This window comes from Haloarcula onubensis (assembly GCF_031624605.1).
Lineage (GTDB): Archaea > Halobacteriota > Halobacteria > Halobacteriales > Haloarculaceae > Haloarcula > Haloarcula onubensis.
In genome coordinates, this window is record NZ_JAMQOS010000004.1 from 276,545 (window position 1) to 292,509 (window position 15,965).

Consider the following 15,965-nt stretch of genomic DNA (forward strand, 5'->3'; position numbering starts at 1 on the left):
TGCCACTACACTCATAGCGGGTCGACTCATCACCGTCGGGAGCGACCTTCGCTCGTGAAACGGACGATATACCTCTACCAGAGCGGAACCGAGACGCGTGTCACCCTCGATACCGAGAGTTACGACCGGCTCCTCGACAGCAACAGGACGGAAGTTATCAAGCGCTACGGCAACGTTCCGGTCGTCAAGATTTTCTGACCGAGACCGCCACTCGCCCTCCAGCAGGTACCACGCTCACGTCGCGCTGGGTCGACCGTTCCTCACCGGCTGTCAGTCCGAAGCGGCTCCTCGCGGCCGGTCGGCGGGACGCCGATACGGCGCTGGCGGCGGTCGCCCGTTGCCCCACACAACTGTCGGAAAGCTTGCACACTGAGGTGGATTTATACTGATTCACCGTCTGGGTCGAACAACGTGGTCAAATCAACAGTTCGGTTCCCCGAGGCGGTGATGGACCGCGTCGAGGAGATGGTCGAGGACGACGTCTTCTCGAGCAAGTCGGAGTTCCAGCGCTTCGCCGTCGAGTACGTCCTCTCGGAACTGGGGGAGTACGAGGCCGAGATGGTCGATTTCGAGGAGATTCGGAGCGAACTGTTCGCCTCGGGGTCGGCCCACGCCGACGACGACGCCGAACTGAACGAGGCCTTCTACGAGAACGCGGCCCGCGTCCGGCAGTACGCCGTCCGCGGCGACATCGAGACGGCCGAGGAGTACATCGACACGGCCTATCCTGTGACCGACCCGCGCAGTCTCTTGCTCGACGACCTGCTGGACGCGTATCGGTGACCGTCGGCGTGGCGCCACGGTCCGAAAACACCTAACACCCTGCACGCACAGGCAGGGGTATGGTCACGTCGAGCGCTCCCGGCAAGGTGTACCTGTTCGGGGAGCACGCAGTCGTCTACGGCGAGCCGGCGGTCCCGTGTGCCATCGAGCGGCGGGCCCGCGTCACGGCCGAGGAGATTGATGAAGGCCTGGTCGTCCACGCCGAGGACCTCCAGCTCGACGGCTTTACCGTCGAGTACATGGACGAAGGCACGGACCACCCGGACGTCGACGCGGAGAACTCGCTGCTGGAAGCGGCGATGGGGTACGTCAACGAGGCCGTCGCGCAGGTGCGCGACGCCGCCGACGCGCCCGAAACGGGGTTCGAGATATGGATAGAGAGCGATATCCCGCTGGGCGCGGGGCTTGGCTCGTCGGCCGCCGTCGCCTGTGCCGCCATCGACGCCGGCTGTCGCGAACTGGGCGTCGACCTCCCGCCGGAAGAGATAGCCGACCGGGCCTACCAGGTGGAAGCGGCGGTCCAGGACGGCGAGGCTTCGCGGGCCGACACGTTCTGCTCGGCGATGGGCGGTGCGGTCCGCGTCGAGGGCGACGACTGCCGCCGCGTCGAGGGCGTCGGCAACCTCCCCTTCGTCATCGGCTACGACGGCGGGGCCGGCGACACCGGCACGCTCGTCGCCGGCGTCCGCCAGCTGCGCGAGGAGTACGACTTTGCCGCCGACACCGTCGCGGCCATCGGCGACATCGTCCGGGAGGGCGAGGCCGTCCTCGGCACCGAAGACACCGGGACGCTGGGCGAGCTGATGGACTTCAATCACGGGTTACTGGCGGCGCTGGGCGTCTCCTCGCGGTCGCTGGACACGATGGTGTGGGCGGCCCGCGACGCGGGCGCCGTCGGCGCGAAGCTGACGGGTGCCGGCGGCGGCGGCTGTATCGTCGCGCTGGACGACACGGACGCCGCGCTGACGGCGCTGAAGTACACCCCGGGCTGTGACGAGGCGTTCCGGGCGGCGCTCGACACCGAGGGGGTCCGGGCGGAGTGACCGTCGTCCTCAAACTCGGCGGCAGCGTCGTCACCGAGAAGGGGGTTCCCGAGACCGTCGACGACGAGGCGCTCGCCGCGGCCGCCGACGCCGTCGCCGACTACCATGGAGAACTCGTCGTCGTCCACGGCGGCGGGAGCTTCGGCCACCACCACGCCGCCGACTACGGCGTCAGCACGACCGAGGGGACCCACGACGCGGCGGGCGTCGCCGCCATCCACGGCGCGATGAAGCGGCTGAACGACGCCGTCGTCGCGGCGCTGGCCGAGCGGGGCGTGCCGGCGGTTCCGGTCCACCCGTTCTCGGCCGCGAGCCGCGGCGCCGATGGCCGCCTCGACCTCCCGACGGCGCAGGTCCGAACCATGCTGGCGGAGGGGTTCGTGCCCGTCCTCCACGGCGACCTCGTGGCCCACCGGGGGGAGGGCGCTACCGTCCTGAGTGGCGACGAACTCGTCGTCGAACTCGCCCCCGCCGTCGACGCGGACCGCGTCGGCGTCTGCTCGACGGTCCCGGGCGTCCTCGACGAGACCGGCGCGGTCATCGACAGCGTATCCGCCTTCGACGAAGTAGCCTCGGCGCTGGGCGGCAGCGACGCGACAGACGTCTCCGGCGGGATGGCCGGGAAAGTGCGGGCGCTGCTGGCGCTTGACTCGCCCGCACACGTATTCGGCCCCGACGCGCTGAGCGCGTTCCTCGCCGGTGGCGACCCCGGGACCACGGTCGCCGGTGACGACGCACGATAATCCCGTCGTAACCTATTTCACGGCAGTTATCATTTGTGCGACCATGTCTGCTGCTGGGTTATCAGATGTCTACCGATACGGCGTCCGCTTCGTCGGCTACCTGCTGGCCGTGACACTCGTGGCCGGCGTCTTCGTCGTCGCAGGTGGTGCCCTCGTGGGTAGCGGCGTGCTCACGTCCCTCGCCGGTGGCGACGCCACGGCGGCGACGAGCGGGGTGGCCGTGGCGGGCATCGCGCTCGTCGCTATCGGCGCGTTGCTCTCACTGTCCGGGTTCGCCGGGCTGCTGTACAAACTGGTCGCCGACGCGACCATGGCCGGCGTGGCACAGGGACGGGCCGTCGACCTGAGCGGGGCCGAGGCCGAAGCGTCCAACGGGGACGCCGACCCCTCCGCGGCGGCCGGCGCCGAGGAGCCAGACGCCGACGAAGCGAGCCAGCCCACTGCCGCGGAGGGCACTGCCGCGGCCGCCGGGGCTGTGACCGACCAGGGACCGGAAGCCACCGGGGCCGGCGCATCCGAGACGGGTGCGGAACCGGCCGACCCGCCGGCGATGGCGACCGAGACGCCCTCCGAGAGCGCCGAGGAGACCACGGCCCCCGAGGCGGAGTCCGAGGCGACGGCCGGCGACGCGACCACGGCCGAAACCCCGTCGGAGCCGGCCACCGACGCACAGACGCTGGTCGAGGAGCCGTCGACAGAGTCGGCGCCCGACCCGGTCGAGGAGTCGCCAGCGGACCAGTCCACGGCGGCGTCTGCCGAGCCGGCCGGGGACGAGGCCGCCCAGCCGAACGCCTGGGCGGAGCCAGACGAGTCGAGCGAGTCGGCCGACCGGGGCGACGACACCTCGGAACCGAGCGCCGCGGACGAGTGGGTCACCCAGTCGCCGGCCGAACCGGCCCCACAGAGCGGGGACGACGGCGCGGCGTCGTCCGCCGCGGACGACCCGGAGACGGCACCCCAGGAGTGGTCGCCGCCGGACCCCTCGGAGTTCGAGACCGACGAGTCCACCCCGTCCGACGCGTCCGCACCCTCCGAGGAGCCCGCTGGCTGGGACATGGGTGACAGCGACGAGGACGCCTCGGACAGCCCCCGGACGGCCGACGACCTCTTCGGGCAGTCGGACGACGAGGCGGAGTCGGTCGACGACGTCTCGGACCTGTTCTCGGCGGACGACGACACCGCCGAGGAAGAGACCACTGACGAGACCGCGGAGTCTTCCGAGGAGTCGGGCGAGGCGAACCCGTTCCAGACGAAGTCCGACAGCGACCCGCTTTCGGACGCGCTCGACGACTCGTAGCGGTCGCGACTCCGACCGCGGAACCCACACCGTTTTAAGAACTCGCGTTGTACCCGCAGGTAACCGAGCGCACGGCCGCCCGCGACGGGTCGGCGGCCGGCAGACGACGGGACCAGTCGTCGGGACGCGAGTCCCTTACGCGACGGCGACCGAGGCTACGGGCGGACCCCGGCCGGCCTCGCGACCCACAGGAACCGAATCGCCGTTTCAGCCGTTACCGTCGTCGCCACCTCCGACCGCGTGCTCGCGGACGGCTCCTACTCGGAGCTACAACCATGGAAGTCGAAATCGCAACAATTGGCGGATACGAGGCCGTTGGCCGACAGATGACGGCCGTCAGAGCTGGCGACGACGTCGTCATCTTCGACATGGGCCTCAACCTCTCGAAGGTACTGATTCACGACAACGTCGAGACCGAGCGGATGCACTCGCTCGACCTCATCGACATGGGCGCCATCCCGGACGACCGGGTCATGTCCGAACTGGAAGGCGACGTGAAGGCCATCGTGCCGACACACGGCCACCTGGACCACATCGGCGCCATCTCGAAGCTCGCCCACCGGTACGACGCCCCCATCGTCGCGACGCCGTTTACCATCGAACTGGTCAAACAGCAGATAAAGGGCGAGGAGAAGTTCGGCGTCCAGAACGACCTCGTCAAGATGGAGGCCGGCGAGACGATGCAGATAGGCGAGCGCAACGAACTCGAGTTCGTCAACGTCACCCACTCCATCATCGACGCCATCAACCCCGTCCTGCACACGCCGGAGGGGGCCGTCGTCTACGGGCTCGACAAGCGGATGGACCACACGCCGGTCATCGGCGACCCCATCGACATGAAGCGGTTCCGCGAGATAGCCCGCGAGGACGAGGGGGTCCTCTGTTACATCGAGGACTGTACCAACGCCGGTCGGAAGGGCCGCACGCCCTCCGAGTCCGTCGCCCGTCGCCACCTCAAGGACGTGATGCAGAGCATCGAGGACTACGACGGCGGCATCGTCGCGACGACGTTCTCCAGTCACATCGCCCGCGTGAAGAGCCTCGTCGAGTTCGCGAAGGACATGGGCCGCCAGCCCGTGCTGCTGGGCCGCTCGATGGAGAAGTACTCCGGCACCGCGGAGCGCCTGAACTTCGTCGACTTCCCGGACGACCTCGGGATGTACGGCCACCGCAAGTCCGTCGACCGCACGTTCAAGCGCATCATGAACGAGGGCAAGGAGAACTTCCTGCCTATCGTCACGGGCCACCAGGGCGAGCCCCGCGCGATGCTCACCCGCATGGGTCGGGGCGAGACGCCGTACGAACTGTCCGACGGCGACAAGGTGCTGTTCTCGGCCCGCGTCATCCCGGAGCCGACCAACGAGGGCCAGCGCTACCAGTCCGAGAAGCTGCTGGGGATGCAGGGCGCCCGCATCTACGACGACATCCACGTCTCGGGCCACCTCCGCGAGGAGGGCCACTACGAGATGCTCGACGCGCTCCAGCCACAGCACGTCATCCCGGCCCACCAGAGCCTCAAAGGGTTCGCGCCCTACGTGGACCTGGCCGAGAACATGGGCTATAAGGTCGGCCGCGACCTCCACGTCACCCGTAACGGGAACATGATACAGCTCACCGAATAAGCATGTCAGAACGCCATCAGCAGGTCGAACAAGCCATCCTCGCCCGTCGCGAGCGGGTCAACGAGGCCCTGCCCGAGGAGCTGCCGGTCGCCCGACCGGAGGGGCTCTACGAGGCGACGCGGTACCTGCTCGACGCCGGCGGCAAGCGGCTCCGGCCGACCGTGCTCTTGCTGGTCGGCGAGTCGCTGCTTTCCGTCGACCCCCTGGGGGCCGACTACCGCGCGTTCCCCACGCTCGAGGACGGGCAGGCCGACCTGCTGTCGGCTGCCATCGCCATCGAGGTCATCCAGACCTTCACGCTCATCCACGACGACATCATGGACGACGACGACCTCCGACGCGGGGTCCCCGCCGTCCACAAGGAGTACGACCTCTCGACGGCCATCCTGGCCGGCGACACGCTCTACTCGAAGGCCTTCGAGTTCCTGCTGGAGACGGGGGCGGCCCACGACCGGACCGTCGCCGCGAACCGGCGTCTGGCACGGACCTGCACCCGAATCTGTGAGGGCCAGTCGCTCGACATCGAGTTCGAGGCCCGCGACGCGGTGACGCCCGACGAGTATCTGGAGATGGTCGAACTCAAGACCGCCGTGCTCTACGGCGCGGCGGCGGCCATCCCGGCGACGCTGCTGGGCGCCGACGACGCCACCGTCGAGGCGCTGTACAACCACGGGCTCGACGTCGGCCGGGCGTTCCAGATTCAGGACGACCTGCTGGACCTGACGACACCCTCGGAGAAACTGGGCAAGCAACGGGGCTCGGACCTCGTCGAGAACAAGCAGACCCTCGTGACGCTGCACGCCCGTCAGCAGGGCGTCGACGTCGAGGGACTCGTCGACACCGACTCCGTCGAGGCGGTCTCCGAGGCCGAAATCGACGCGGCCGTCGAACGGCTCCGGGAGGCCGGTTCCATCGAGTACGCCCGCAGTCGGGCCCAGGAACTGGTCACGAGCGGCAAGGAGAACCTCGAAGTCCTCCCGGACAACGAGGCCCGGGACCTGCTGTCGGGTATCGCCGACTACCTCGTCGAACGCGAGTACTGAGCGTCCCGCTTCTCGGCCCCGTTCTCACACCGGAGTTAAGCCGCCCTGACACCTACGCTCGTCCGTGACCCAGTTCGTCCTCTACGGCGGCAAAGGCGGGGTCGGGAAGACGACCGTCGCCGCGGCGACCGGACTGCGACTGGCCGACGCCGGCCACGAGACGCTGGTCGTCTCGACGGACCCGGCCCACTCGCTGGGCGACGCCGTCGCCCAGTCCGTCGGCCCGGACCCGGTCGAGATACGCGAGCGCCTCTGGGGCGTCGAGGTCGACCCGCAAGCGGGTATCGACCGCTACGAGGCCATCTTCGAGGCGCTGGCAGAGGAGTTCGCCGACGCGGGCATCCGACTGGACGAGGAACAGGTCGCCGACCTGTTCACCTCGGGGGTGTTGCCGGGCAGCGACGAACTCGCCGCCGTCGACGGGATGGCCGACTACGTCGACAGCGACCGCTTCGAGCGCGTCGTCTTCGACACTGCGCCGACCGGCCACACGCTGCGACTGCTCGACCTCCCGGAGGTCATGGACCGCGGGATGGCGACGGCGCTCGACCTGCGTGACCAGGTCCGCCGGAAGGTCGACACCGCGCGGACGATGGTCTTTGGTCCGATGGGGCGGAAACGCCGCGAGGAGGCCGACGACTTCACGGCGATGCGCGACCGGATGGAACGGGTCGGCGAGGCGCTCCGGGACCCCGAACGGACCGAGTTCCGCGTCGTCACTATCCCGGAGACGATGGCGGTCCGGGAGAGCGAGCGGCTGGTCGCCCAGCTACGGGCGTTCGAGGTGCCGGTGACGACGCTCGTCGTGAACAAGGTCATCGACGACCCAGGCGACTGCGAGCGCTGTCGCGGCAAGCAGGCCGTCCAGGAGGAATCGCTGGCCGCGCTGCAGGCATCGCTGCCCGAACTGGACGTGTGGACCGTGCCCGACGAAGCGGGCGAGGTGACCGGCCTGGCGGCGCTAGAACGGGTCGGCGCGAACCTGGTGGCCTGACTCAGTAGCCGACGCCCTCGGGCAGGGCGCCGAGCTGGTCGAGAATCGCCACGGAGTCGGGGTAGAGCCACGCCTCGACGATTCGTCCGTCCTCGTAGCGGTCGACGGCCGTGCCGGTCCAGGACAGTTCCCTGCCGGTCGGTTCGATACCGAGAATCTCGCCGCGGTGGACGGCGGCGATGCTGAAGTGGACCACGAGCAGGTCGTCCTCGGCGACGAGGTCCTCGACGACGAACTCCTGGTCGGCGAAGGCCGCGCCAAAGCCCTCGAAGAAGGCCTTGTAGCCCTCCCGGTCCGTGGCGTCCATGCCGAAGAAGCCGTGGGTGACGACGTTCTCGTCGACGAGTTCGTCGACGATACCGAGATTGCCCTCGTGGGTCTCGGCCATCAGCCGCCTGAAGTTCTCCTTGTGGCGGTGTTCCGTGGCGGCCATCTCACTCCTCCGGCGGCCCCTCGCCACCGATTGCGACGACGTTCGTCCCGAACGGCTGGAGCGGGCCCTCGAAGGTGGCGGTCATCTCTGGAGTCGGGAAGTAGCCGATGACGCGAGCGGGGTCGTCGCCGACGGTCCGAATACCGTGCGGTTCCATCTCCGGCACGACGGCGCAGTCGCCGGTTCCGAGGCGAACCGTCTCGTCGCCGACGGTGGCCTCCACCGCGCCGTCGGTGACGAGGAGCAGTTCTTCGGCGCTGTCCCGGTGGGTCGGGAGGTAGTCGCCGGGCTGTATCTCCATACAGACGATGGCACAGGCCGTCGCGCCCGCCTCGGTTCCGTTCGGTGTCCCCGGCGAGAGCGGGAAGTAGCCCGTGAGCCGGGCGTGTTCGTCGTCGTCCATCCACACCTCGGTCCCCTCGAACTGGTAGAGTTCGACCGCCGACGGTGTCTGTCTTCGCGTGCTGGTACTGGGGGGCATTGTCGTAGTCTCCTGGGGGGCGGCTGCCGTCGACGACGGTTCGCCGGCGACTGGCGCTCCCGACTGTCTTTCTATTGGGTTGCTGTCACGATAACCGAAGCGACAGGCTACCACTCCCATCGTGACCAGACACCGGCGGTTGCGCGCCGAATGCGGCGAGGTTTGCGAGCGTCTGGTGCTCAGTGCAGCGAGGGAGGGGGCTCCACAGACCGACCGGCGGTCCGAGGCGAGGGCTGCTCTCGCGTGAACCCGACGGCGTTTTGACCGGGGCGCTATCAGAGACGAGCATGGACGACGCCTTACGTCAGCGTATCGAGGAGGCCGCCGAGACGAACGCCCTCCTCAACGCGGTCAAACACGACAGCGAGGCACAGGTCGGCGCCATCATGGGGCCGCTCATGGGCGAGAACCCCGAGTTTCGGGAGTACGGCGACGAGATTCCGGGCGTCATCGCGCCCGTCGTCGAGCGGGTCAACGGGATGAGCAGTTCCGAACGGCGCGAGCGCATCGCCGAACTCGCCCCGGAGCGACTCGACGAGATAGAGAGCGAGGACGAGGGCGAGGACCACCCGCTGCCGGACCTGCCAGACGCCGAGGCGGGCGCGGTCCGGATGCGCGTCGCGCCCAACCCCAACGGCCCGTGGCACATCGGCCACGCGCGGATGGCCGCCGTCATCGGGACGTACAAGGACCGCTACGACGGCGAGTTCGTCTGCCGGTTCGACGACACCGACCCCGAGACCAAGCGCCCCGACCTCGACGCTTACGACGCCATCCTGGACGCTATCGACTATCTCGGCTTCGAGCCCGACGACGTGGTCAACGCGAGCGACCGCGTCCCGATTTACTACGACCACGCCCGCGAACTCATCGACCTCGGCGGGGCCTACACCTGCTCCTGTCCGCAGGGGGAGTTCTCGGACCTGAAGAACAGCGGCGAGGCCTGCCCCCACCGCGAGAAGGACACGGAGACCGTCGCCGAGGAGTTCGAGGCGATGGTGGACGGCGAGTACGACAGCGGCGAGATGGTGCTGCGCGTGCGAACCGACATCACACACAAGAACCCCGCGCTGCGTGACTTCGTCGCCTTCCGGATGATAGACACGCCCCACCCGCGGGAGGCGGCCGCCGACTACCGCTGCTGGCCGATGCTCGACTTCCAGAGCGGCGTCGACGACCACCTGCTCGGCATCACCCACATCATCCGCGGTATCGACCTGCAGGACTCCGCGAAGCGCCAGGGCTTCGTCTACGACTACTTCGGCTGGGAGTACCCCGAGGTCGTCCACTGGGGCCACGTCCAGGTCGACGAGTACGACGTGTCGATGTCGACCTCGACCATCGGCGAGCGCATCGCCGCGGGCGACCTCGACGGCTGGGACGACCCGCGGGCGCCGACGGTCGCCAGCCTCCGCCGGCGGGGCATCCGCGGCGAGGCCATCGTCGACGCGATGGTCGACCTGGGCACCTCCACGTCGGACGTGGACCTCGCGATGTCGTCCGTCTACGCGAACAACCGCGAGCTTATCGACGACGAGAGCGACCGCGCGTTCTTCGTCCGCGACGACGAGGCCCACGGCGGGCTGGTCGAGCGCCAGGTCGTCGGCGGTCCCGACGCAGGCCACCCGCCGCTGCACCCCGACTTCGAGGCGCGGGGTCGACGCGATATCCCGGTCGAGGCCGGCGTCGTCGTCGAGGGCGACGACCTGCCGGCCCACGGCGAGCGCGTCTGGCTGAAGGGGTACGGCTGTGTCCGGCACACCCGCGACGCCTTCGAGTACGTCGGCGACGACATCGCGGCGGTCCGGGAGGAGGGCGTCGATGTCATCCACTGGGCGCCCGCGGACGGCCCCGACCTGCGACTACGGACGATGGACGGCGACGTAGTCGGCGTGGCCGAGCCCGGCTATCTGGACTACGAGCCCGACGACGTCCTCCAGTTCGAGCGGGTGGGCTTCGCCCGTGTCGACCGGGTCGACCCCGACGGCGAGTCGGTCGCGTACTACGCCCATCCCTAGACTCTGAACTCGAAGCGAGCGCCGCCCGACTCGCTCTCCGTGACCGACATCGACCAGCCGTGGGCGTCCGCGATGGTCTCGACGATATCGAGGCCAAAGCCCGTGCCGTCCGCCGCGGTCGTAAAGCCCGACTCGAACACCTTTCCGATGTCGCCATCGGGGATGCCGGTGCCGTCGTCGGCGACGTAGAACCCGCTCGACAGCGCGCCGACGGTCACGGCGACCGGGTCGCTCTCGGTCCCGCCGCCGTGGCGTATCGCGTTGCTGAACAGGTTCTCAAGTAGCTCGACCACTCGGTCGGGGTCGCAGTCGACGACCGGTGGGTCGGCTATCGTCAGCCGTCCCGCCTCCGTCGCGACGTTCGCCCAGGCGCGCTCGGCCAGTCTCGTCGTCGGGACCGATTCGGTCTCCCCGATGTCCCGCCCCTGTCTGGCCAGCGTGAGCGTGTCGTCGATGAGTTCCTCCATCCGCGTCAGGGCGTTCTCGGCGTCGTCGAGGTGGTCCGTCACGTCACCGTCGGTCGTCCGCGCAAGCTGGATATGCCCCGCGGCGACCTGCAGCGGGTTCCGCAGGTCGTGGCTGACGAGGCTGGCGAACTCGTCCAGTCGCTCGTTCTGGCGTTCGAGCCGGCGTTGCCTGGCCTTCTGCTCGGTGATGTCGGCGATGATGGAGACGGAGCCGACGATGTCGCCGTCGGTGTCGCGTATCGGTGCGGCCGACACTCTGGCTGGAATCGTCCGCCCGTCCTTGCACCGCAGCTCCGTCTCCCAGCCGGTGAGATGGGCGCCTGCCTGTACCCGCTCGTGCTGTTCGAGGAGCTCCTCGCTGCCGTCTTCGGGGATTATCGGCAGTGTCTCGCCACGGACCTCCTCGGCCGTCCAGCCGAACAGCGACGCCGCGGCGGGGTTCCAGACGTCGACGACGCCCGCCGTGTCGTGGGCGATGATGGCGAGCGGAGAGGCCTCGACGAGCGTCTCTAACCGCTCGGTCGTCTGTGCCAGCTCGGACTCGATGGCCTTCCGCCGGCTGATGTCCCTGATGATGCCGACCCGGCCGGCGTCGCCGTCGTCGAGTTCGACCGGAGCGAGGTCCAGTTCACAGGGGACATCGGTTCCGGAGGCGGTCCGGACCGTCGCCTCGGTTCGGTCGCTGAACCCGCCGTCGGTGACCGTCGGCTCGGGCCCGAGGACGGCCGAGATGGGTTCGCCCACGAGCGCGTCGCCGTCGTATCCCACCAGCTCCGCGAACGGGTCGTTGTACCGGACGACGCGGTCGTCGCCGTCGAGGACGTAGACGGGTTCGGTGACCGAATCGAAGATGAGCTTGTACTGCTGGAGGCGCTGCTCGCGGCGCTTCCGGTCGGTGATGTCCCGCAACACGACGAGTGTCCCCACCTCGTCGTCGAACCGGTCGGTGAACGACGTCGTCTCGACTTCCAGGTAGCGCTCCTCGCCGTCGACGGTCACCGATATCTCCTCCCAGTCGCGGTGGCCGTTCCCGTCGGTCCGCATCCCCTCCCAGCCCTCGATGACCGACGACATGTCACGCCCGACGAGCGCGTCGTCGTGGAGCAGTGCCCGGGCCGCGGGGTTGACGTCGCTGATTCGGCCGTCGACGTCCACCACCACAGTCCCGTCGCCCATGGTCTCGACGATGGCCGACTGGGCAGCGGGGACCGGGTCCAGCGTCTTGAACGTGTAGAGGCCGGCTGTCATCGCCACGCCCGATATACTCCAGGCGAATATCGTCGCGTCTTCGGGCACCTGGAGGAAGTACTGCTGGGTCAGCGCGATGGTCCAGGGCGCAAGCGCCGCGACGAGTACCGCCGCGGCCTGTGTCCGGTAGAGGTGACGCGACCGGACGAACAGCTGTACGAGGACGAGCGTGCCGGCCAGCGCGACGACGAGTATCGTCCCCATGTGGGCGAAAAACAGCGGCGTTGGCTGTGTCTCGGCGGCGTGTAGCAACGAACCGGTCATTCCCGCCGCCGGTGTCCGAAACAGCGTGAGTCCCGGAAGTAGAAAGCCGACGACCAGCACGAGCGGGTCCAGCGCCAGCAGGCCGACGACGCGGCGCGTCAGCGACCGGTCGAAGCCAGCGTACTGCAGCGCGGCGTAGAGCCACGCGATGGCGACGACGCCCTGTGCCACGGTCGCAATCTGGCGGTAGAGCAACTGCGTGGCGAGCGCCGTCGAGGCGATGTCGCGAGCGTACGCCAGCGCGCCGACCGCCAGCGCCACGTGGAACAGCACCATCGGCGTCCCGCCGGGGCTGTCCCGTTTACGCCACGCGACGCCGACGAACAGCGCGGAGACGCCGGCGAGAAAGTACAGCGAGAGAACGAACCGCTCGTACATCAATTCCCTGTATGTGGTGTACTTTCCCTCTTTGTTCTATCGGTACGTTCTCGCCACCTGTCACGAGGTTTTCCGCCCGTCGAGCGGTGTCTACCGTCGTTCCCGATGTCCTGAAACCCACAGCAGGCGGTCGGACGGATGGGTCGATGCGGATTGCCAACGTTCGTGACATCTATTACGAACCGCTGGCGGAACTCAAATAAAATTGAGATGACAGAACGGCGCTTTCGGTTCCCCGAGCGCGTCGACGAGGATACCGGTACTCGGTACCGAAACGGTATCCTCGAAATCCGACTCCCGGTCACGCAGGGAGTTACGGCCCGGGACAAGCCCATCGAAATAGAGGACTGACTTCCCACCGCGTTTTTATCTGAGCGAGTCGCAGGTCCCACCGTGAACGCATCCGAGGCGACGACGGTGGCGGTCCGCCGTGACATCCCGTTCCACGTGGTCGACGGCGAGGCGCTGCTGCTAGACGTGTACGAGGACACCGGGACGACAGGTCCGAAACCGGCCGCCGTCCTCGTCCGCGGCGGCGGGTTCACGGTCGGCGACAAGGGGGAGTTCGCCCGCCACGCCATCGACCTCGCCGCCGAGGGGTACCTCGTGGTCGAACCGCAGTACCGCCTGGCGCCCGAACACACGTTCCCGGCCGCGCTGGTCGACGTGAAGGCGGCCATCGAGTGGTGCCGGACGGAGGCCGAGCAGGTCGACCCCGAGCGGGTCGCCGCCGTCGGCCACTCCGCCGGCGCGAACCTGGCCGTGCTGGCGGCGGCGACGGCCGACGCCCCGGCGCTGGAACCCGAGCAGTACCCCGGTGTGTCCTCGGCGCTGTCGGTGGCAGTCGGTTACAGCGGTATCTACGACTTCGGGATGGGACTCGACGACCGTCGGGTGGCGTATCTGGGCGGGTCGCCGGACGACCTGCCCGCCGCGTACGACCTCGCCTCGCCGGTCGAGCAGGCCGACACGTCGATGCCGCCGACGCTGTTGCTCCACGGCGAGGATGACGGCGTCGTCGACCCCCAGCAGTCGGCGGTCCTGGCCGAGACGCTGGAGCCGCTGACGACGGTCGACCACCGCACCGTCGCGGGCGGCCACGGCTTCCCGTTCGAGGGCGGCCACTACGCGGAGACGTACGAGCGGACCACCGACTTTCTGGCGCGACAGCTCTCGGGCCCGGGGCGTGATATGCCCGACCGCACCGACGACTACTGAGTCCCCGAGCGAGACGCGGTGTCACTTATCCATGGTCACCTCGCTGGCGCGCGGGTTGTCCCCGCCGTGGGGCGTCACCCGCTGTCGTATCGTCGCCGCGTGGACGGTCTCCGTCGTGTCGTCGACGACGACGACCTCGCCCGGTTCCGTCGGGAGTCGTTCCTCCAGGGAGGTGTTCAGGTACGTCGGTCGAGCGGCCGCGAGCGCCTCCAGGTCCGCCTCGGCGGTCAGGCGATGCGATATCAGGATGTCGGACTGTGAGACCACGACTTCCGGGACCACACTCGGGCGCTGGGTCGCCGTGACGAGGCTGACGCCGGGGGCGCGACCGCGCGTGAGGACGGTCTCCAGTGCCGACCGCGCCACCCCGTCGAAGAACGTGTGGGCCTCGTCTACGAGCAGCCACGGGAGCCGGGCGATGGTCCGGTCGACACGCGTCCGGTAGAGCGCCTCGGCGACGCCCCGGACGACGGCGTTCATCGGTGCGCTGTCGAGCCCGGAGAGCTCCAGGACCGTTATCCCGGGACTGGCGAGGTCGGCGGCCGCCAGCCCGTCGGGGTCGAAGACGCCCCACGACGCCGCGAGGTCCAGGTGGTTCCTCGCGGCCCGTCTGTCGACGCGGGGCGCGTCGCTGTCCCCGACGAAGGCCCGCATCGCCGCGAGTGACTCGCAGTCTCCGGCGGCCTGCCAGACGAGTCCGCCAGGGCCGCTCTCCGGAGACAATCCCAGGAGGGCACACCAGGACCTGGGGTCGAGCGACGCCGGTGTCACGGACGGGGCCTCTATTACCTCTGTGGGTATTTTCTCACCGTCGGCCGGCTCGCCCAGCGTGTCGAACACGCCCATCGGGTCGACGAGGACCGGCGCGACGCCGTCGGCCAGCGCGAGCGACTCGGCGACTACGCCAAGCGTGTAGGACTTCCCGTAGCCCCGCTTCCCGACGACGAAGGCGGCGTGGGGGCCGTCGAGGTCGAGGTACAGGGGCGCCCCTTCGCTTCCGTCGAGGGCACGGCACGACCCCAGTTCGCCCGTGGGTCCCGCCGAGAGGTCTGTCTCCCGTCCGAGTACGAAGCTCACAGCGGGGGTGGTTCCGGGTTCGTATTTCAACCTTCGTACGGGCGGGGCCGACAGTATTTGTAGCCCGCCGCCCTACCCCGGGGCATGCGTGTCGCGGTGGTCACGGTCGGGGACGAACTGCTCGTCGGCGAGACGGTCAACACGAACGCCGCGTGGCTGGGCCAGCAGCTACGGGACCGCGGCGTCACCGTCGAGCGGATGACGACGCTCCCGGACCGGGCCGCCGACATCGCCCGCGTGGTCAACGAGTACCACGCCGACTACGACGCCGTCGTCGTCACCGGCGGACTGGGGCCGACCCACGACGACGTGACCATCGAGGGCGTCGCGGCCGCGTTCGGTCGCGATGTCGTCGAGAGCGACGAGGCCATCGAGTGGCTCGCCGAACACGGCGGGTACAGCCGCGAGGACCTCGCCGAGGGAACCGGGGAGGTGCCCGCGGACAGCCGTCCGCTCCCGAACCACGAGGGCGTCGCTCCGGGCTGTGTCGTCGAGAACTGCTACGTCCTGCCGGGGGTCCCGGCGGAGATGAAGCGGATGTTCGCCGAGGTCGCCGACGAGTTCGTCGGCGAGAAACGCCACGTCGTCACCGTCGACGCGGCCGAACCCGAGAGCGCGTTGCTGGACCGGATGCGGAAGGTCCGGCAGCTATATCCGGTGAAAGTCGGCAGCTATCCCGGCCAGCACGTCACCGTCCGCTTTGCTGGCACCGACAGCGAGGCGGTCGAGGCGGCGGCGGCGTGGTTCCGCGAGCGGGTCGACCCGGTCGAAGGGTGAGACCCGGTCTGTGGTCGCCCTACCGGTAGAGATAGGCCAGCCAGCCGAAGGTGAGCGCGAGGCCGCCGAGGGTGACGAA

16 protein-coding genes are annotated in these 15,965 nt (G+C 69.0%); 12 read left to right on the top strand and 4 right to left on the bottom strand.

Features of this window, described 5'->3' with window-relative positions:
- Nucleotides 1-54: 54 nt before the first annotated feature.
- The 8 genes from NDI86_RS13520 (at nt 55) to NDI86_RS13555 (ending at nt 7,525) form a co-directional block, all read left to right on the top strand.
- Nucleotides 55-198, top strand: coding sequence for a hypothetical protein (locus NDI86_RS13520; RefSeq protein WP_310900965.1), 144 nt, complete (start codon nt 55-57; stop codon nt 196-198).
- A gap of 213 nt (nt 199-411) precedes the next feature.
- On the top strand, nt 412-783 hold the full coding sequence (locus NDI86_RS13525) for a ribbon-helix-helix domain-containing protein (RefSeq protein ID WP_310900966.1): 372 nt from the start codon (nt 412-414) through the stop codon (nt 781-783).
- Nucleotides 784-842: 59 nt separating this feature from the next.
- Nucleotides 843-1,826 (top strand): mevalonate kinase, encoded by a 984-nt coding sequence (mvk, locus tag NDI86_RS13530; RefSeq protein WP_310900967.1) that lies wholly within the window; start codon nt 843-845, stop codon nt 1,824-1,826.
- Nucleotides 1,823-2,569, top strand: coding sequence for an isopentenyl phosphate kinase (locus NDI86_RS13535; protein WP_310900968.1), 747 nt, complete (start codon nt 1,823-1,825; stop codon nt 2,567-2,569). The genes mvk and NDI86_RS13535 overlap by 4 nt, the downstream gene beginning before the upstream one ends.
- Before the next feature lie 43 nt (nt 2,570-2,612).
- Nucleotides 2,613-3,866 (top strand): hypothetical protein, encoded by a 1,254-nt coding sequence (locus NDI86_RS13540; RefSeq protein ID WP_310900969.1) that lies wholly within the window; start codon nt 2,613-2,615, stop codon nt 3,864-3,866.
- 275 nt (nt 3,867-4,141) lie between these two features.
- Nucleotides 4,142-5,488: an RNase J family beta-CASP ribonuclease gene (locus NDI86_RS13545; RefSeq protein ID WP_310900970.1), complete on the top strand. Its 1,347-nt coding sequence runs from the start codon at nt 4,142-4,144 to the stop codon at nt 5,486-5,488.
- A gap of 2 nt (nt 5,489-5,490) precedes the next feature.
- Complete coding sequence (idsA3, locus tag NDI86_RS13550) at nt 5,491-6,531, top strand: geranylfarnesyl diphosphate synthase (protein WP_310900971.1); 1,041 nt, start codon at nt 5,491-5,493, stop codon at nt 6,529-6,531.
- Between the two features lie 64 nt (nt 6,532-6,595).
- Complete coding sequence (locus tag NDI86_RS13555) at nt 6,596-7,525, top strand: ArsA family ATPase (protein ID WP_310900972.1); 930 nt, start codon at nt 6,596-6,598, stop codon at nt 7,523-7,525.
- A gap of 1 nt (nt 7,526) precedes the next feature.
- Here NDI86_RS13555 and NDI86_RS13560 read toward each other — a convergent pair whose 3' ends face one another.
- On the bottom strand, nt 7,527-7,958 hold the full coding sequence (locus NDI86_RS13560; protein WP_310900973.1) for an ester cyclase: 432 nt from the start codon (nt 7,956-7,958) through the stop codon (nt 7,527-7,529).
- A gap of 1 nt (nt 7,959) precedes the next feature.
- Nucleotides 7,960-8,439, bottom strand: a complete 480-nt coding sequence (locus NDI86_RS13565) for a cupin domain-containing protein (RefSeq protein WP_310900974.1) — start codon at nt 8,437-8,439, stop codon at nt 7,960-7,962.
- 287 nt (nt 8,440-8,726) lie between these two features.
- Here NDI86_RS13565 and NDI86_RS13570 point away from each other — a divergent pair, with 287 nt between their 5' ends.
- The gene (locus NDI86_RS13570) at nt 8,727-10,457 is read left to right on the top strand and encodes a glutamate--tRNA ligase (RefSeq protein WP_310900975.1); all 1,731 of its coding nucleotides are present in this window, start codon (nt 8,727-8,729) and stop codon (nt 10,455-10,457) included.
- Here the strand turns inward: NDI86_RS13570 and NDI86_RS13575 are convergent.
- Nucleotides 10,454-12,814, bottom strand: coding sequence for a PAS domain S-box protein (locus NDI86_RS13575; protein ID WP_310900976.1), 2,361 nt, complete (start codon nt 12,812-12,814; stop codon nt 10,454-10,456). The two genes, NDI86_RS13570 and NDI86_RS13575, sit on opposite strands and share 4 nt — an antisense overlap.
- Before the next feature lie 210 nt (nt 12,815-13,024).
- On the opposite strand from NDI86_RS13575, the gene NDI86_RS13580 reads away from it, so the two are divergent.
- The gene (locus tag NDI86_RS13580; protein ID WP_310900978.1) at nt 13,025-13,165 is read left to right on the top strand and encodes an Hsp20/alpha crystallin family protein; all 141 of its coding nucleotides are present in this window, start codon (nt 13,025-13,027) and stop codon (nt 13,163-13,165) included.
- 42 nt (nt 13,166-13,207) lie between these two features.
- Nucleotides 13,208-14,032 (top strand): alpha/beta hydrolase, encoded by an 825-nt coding sequence (locus tag NDI86_RS13585; RefSeq protein WP_310900979.1) that lies wholly within the window; start codon nt 13,208-13,210, stop codon nt 14,030-14,032.
- A gap of 21 nt (nt 14,033-14,053) precedes the next feature.
- Here NDI86_RS13585 and NDI86_RS13590 read toward each other — a convergent pair whose 3' ends face one another.
- Nucleotides 14,054-15,109: an ATP-binding protein gene (locus tag NDI86_RS13590; protein WP_310900980.1), complete on the bottom strand. Its 1,056-nt coding sequence runs from the start codon at nt 15,107-15,109 to the stop codon at nt 14,054-14,056.
- Between the two features lie 84 nt (nt 15,110-15,193).
- Here NDI86_RS13590 and NDI86_RS13595 point away from each other — a divergent pair, with 84 nt between their 5' ends.
- Entirely contained in the window at nt 15,194-15,886 is a 693-nt protein-coding gene (locus NDI86_RS13595) for a competence/damage-inducible protein A (RefSeq protein ID WP_310900981.1), read from the top strand.
- The last annotated feature ends 79 nt before the right edge of the window (nt 15,887-15,965 follow it).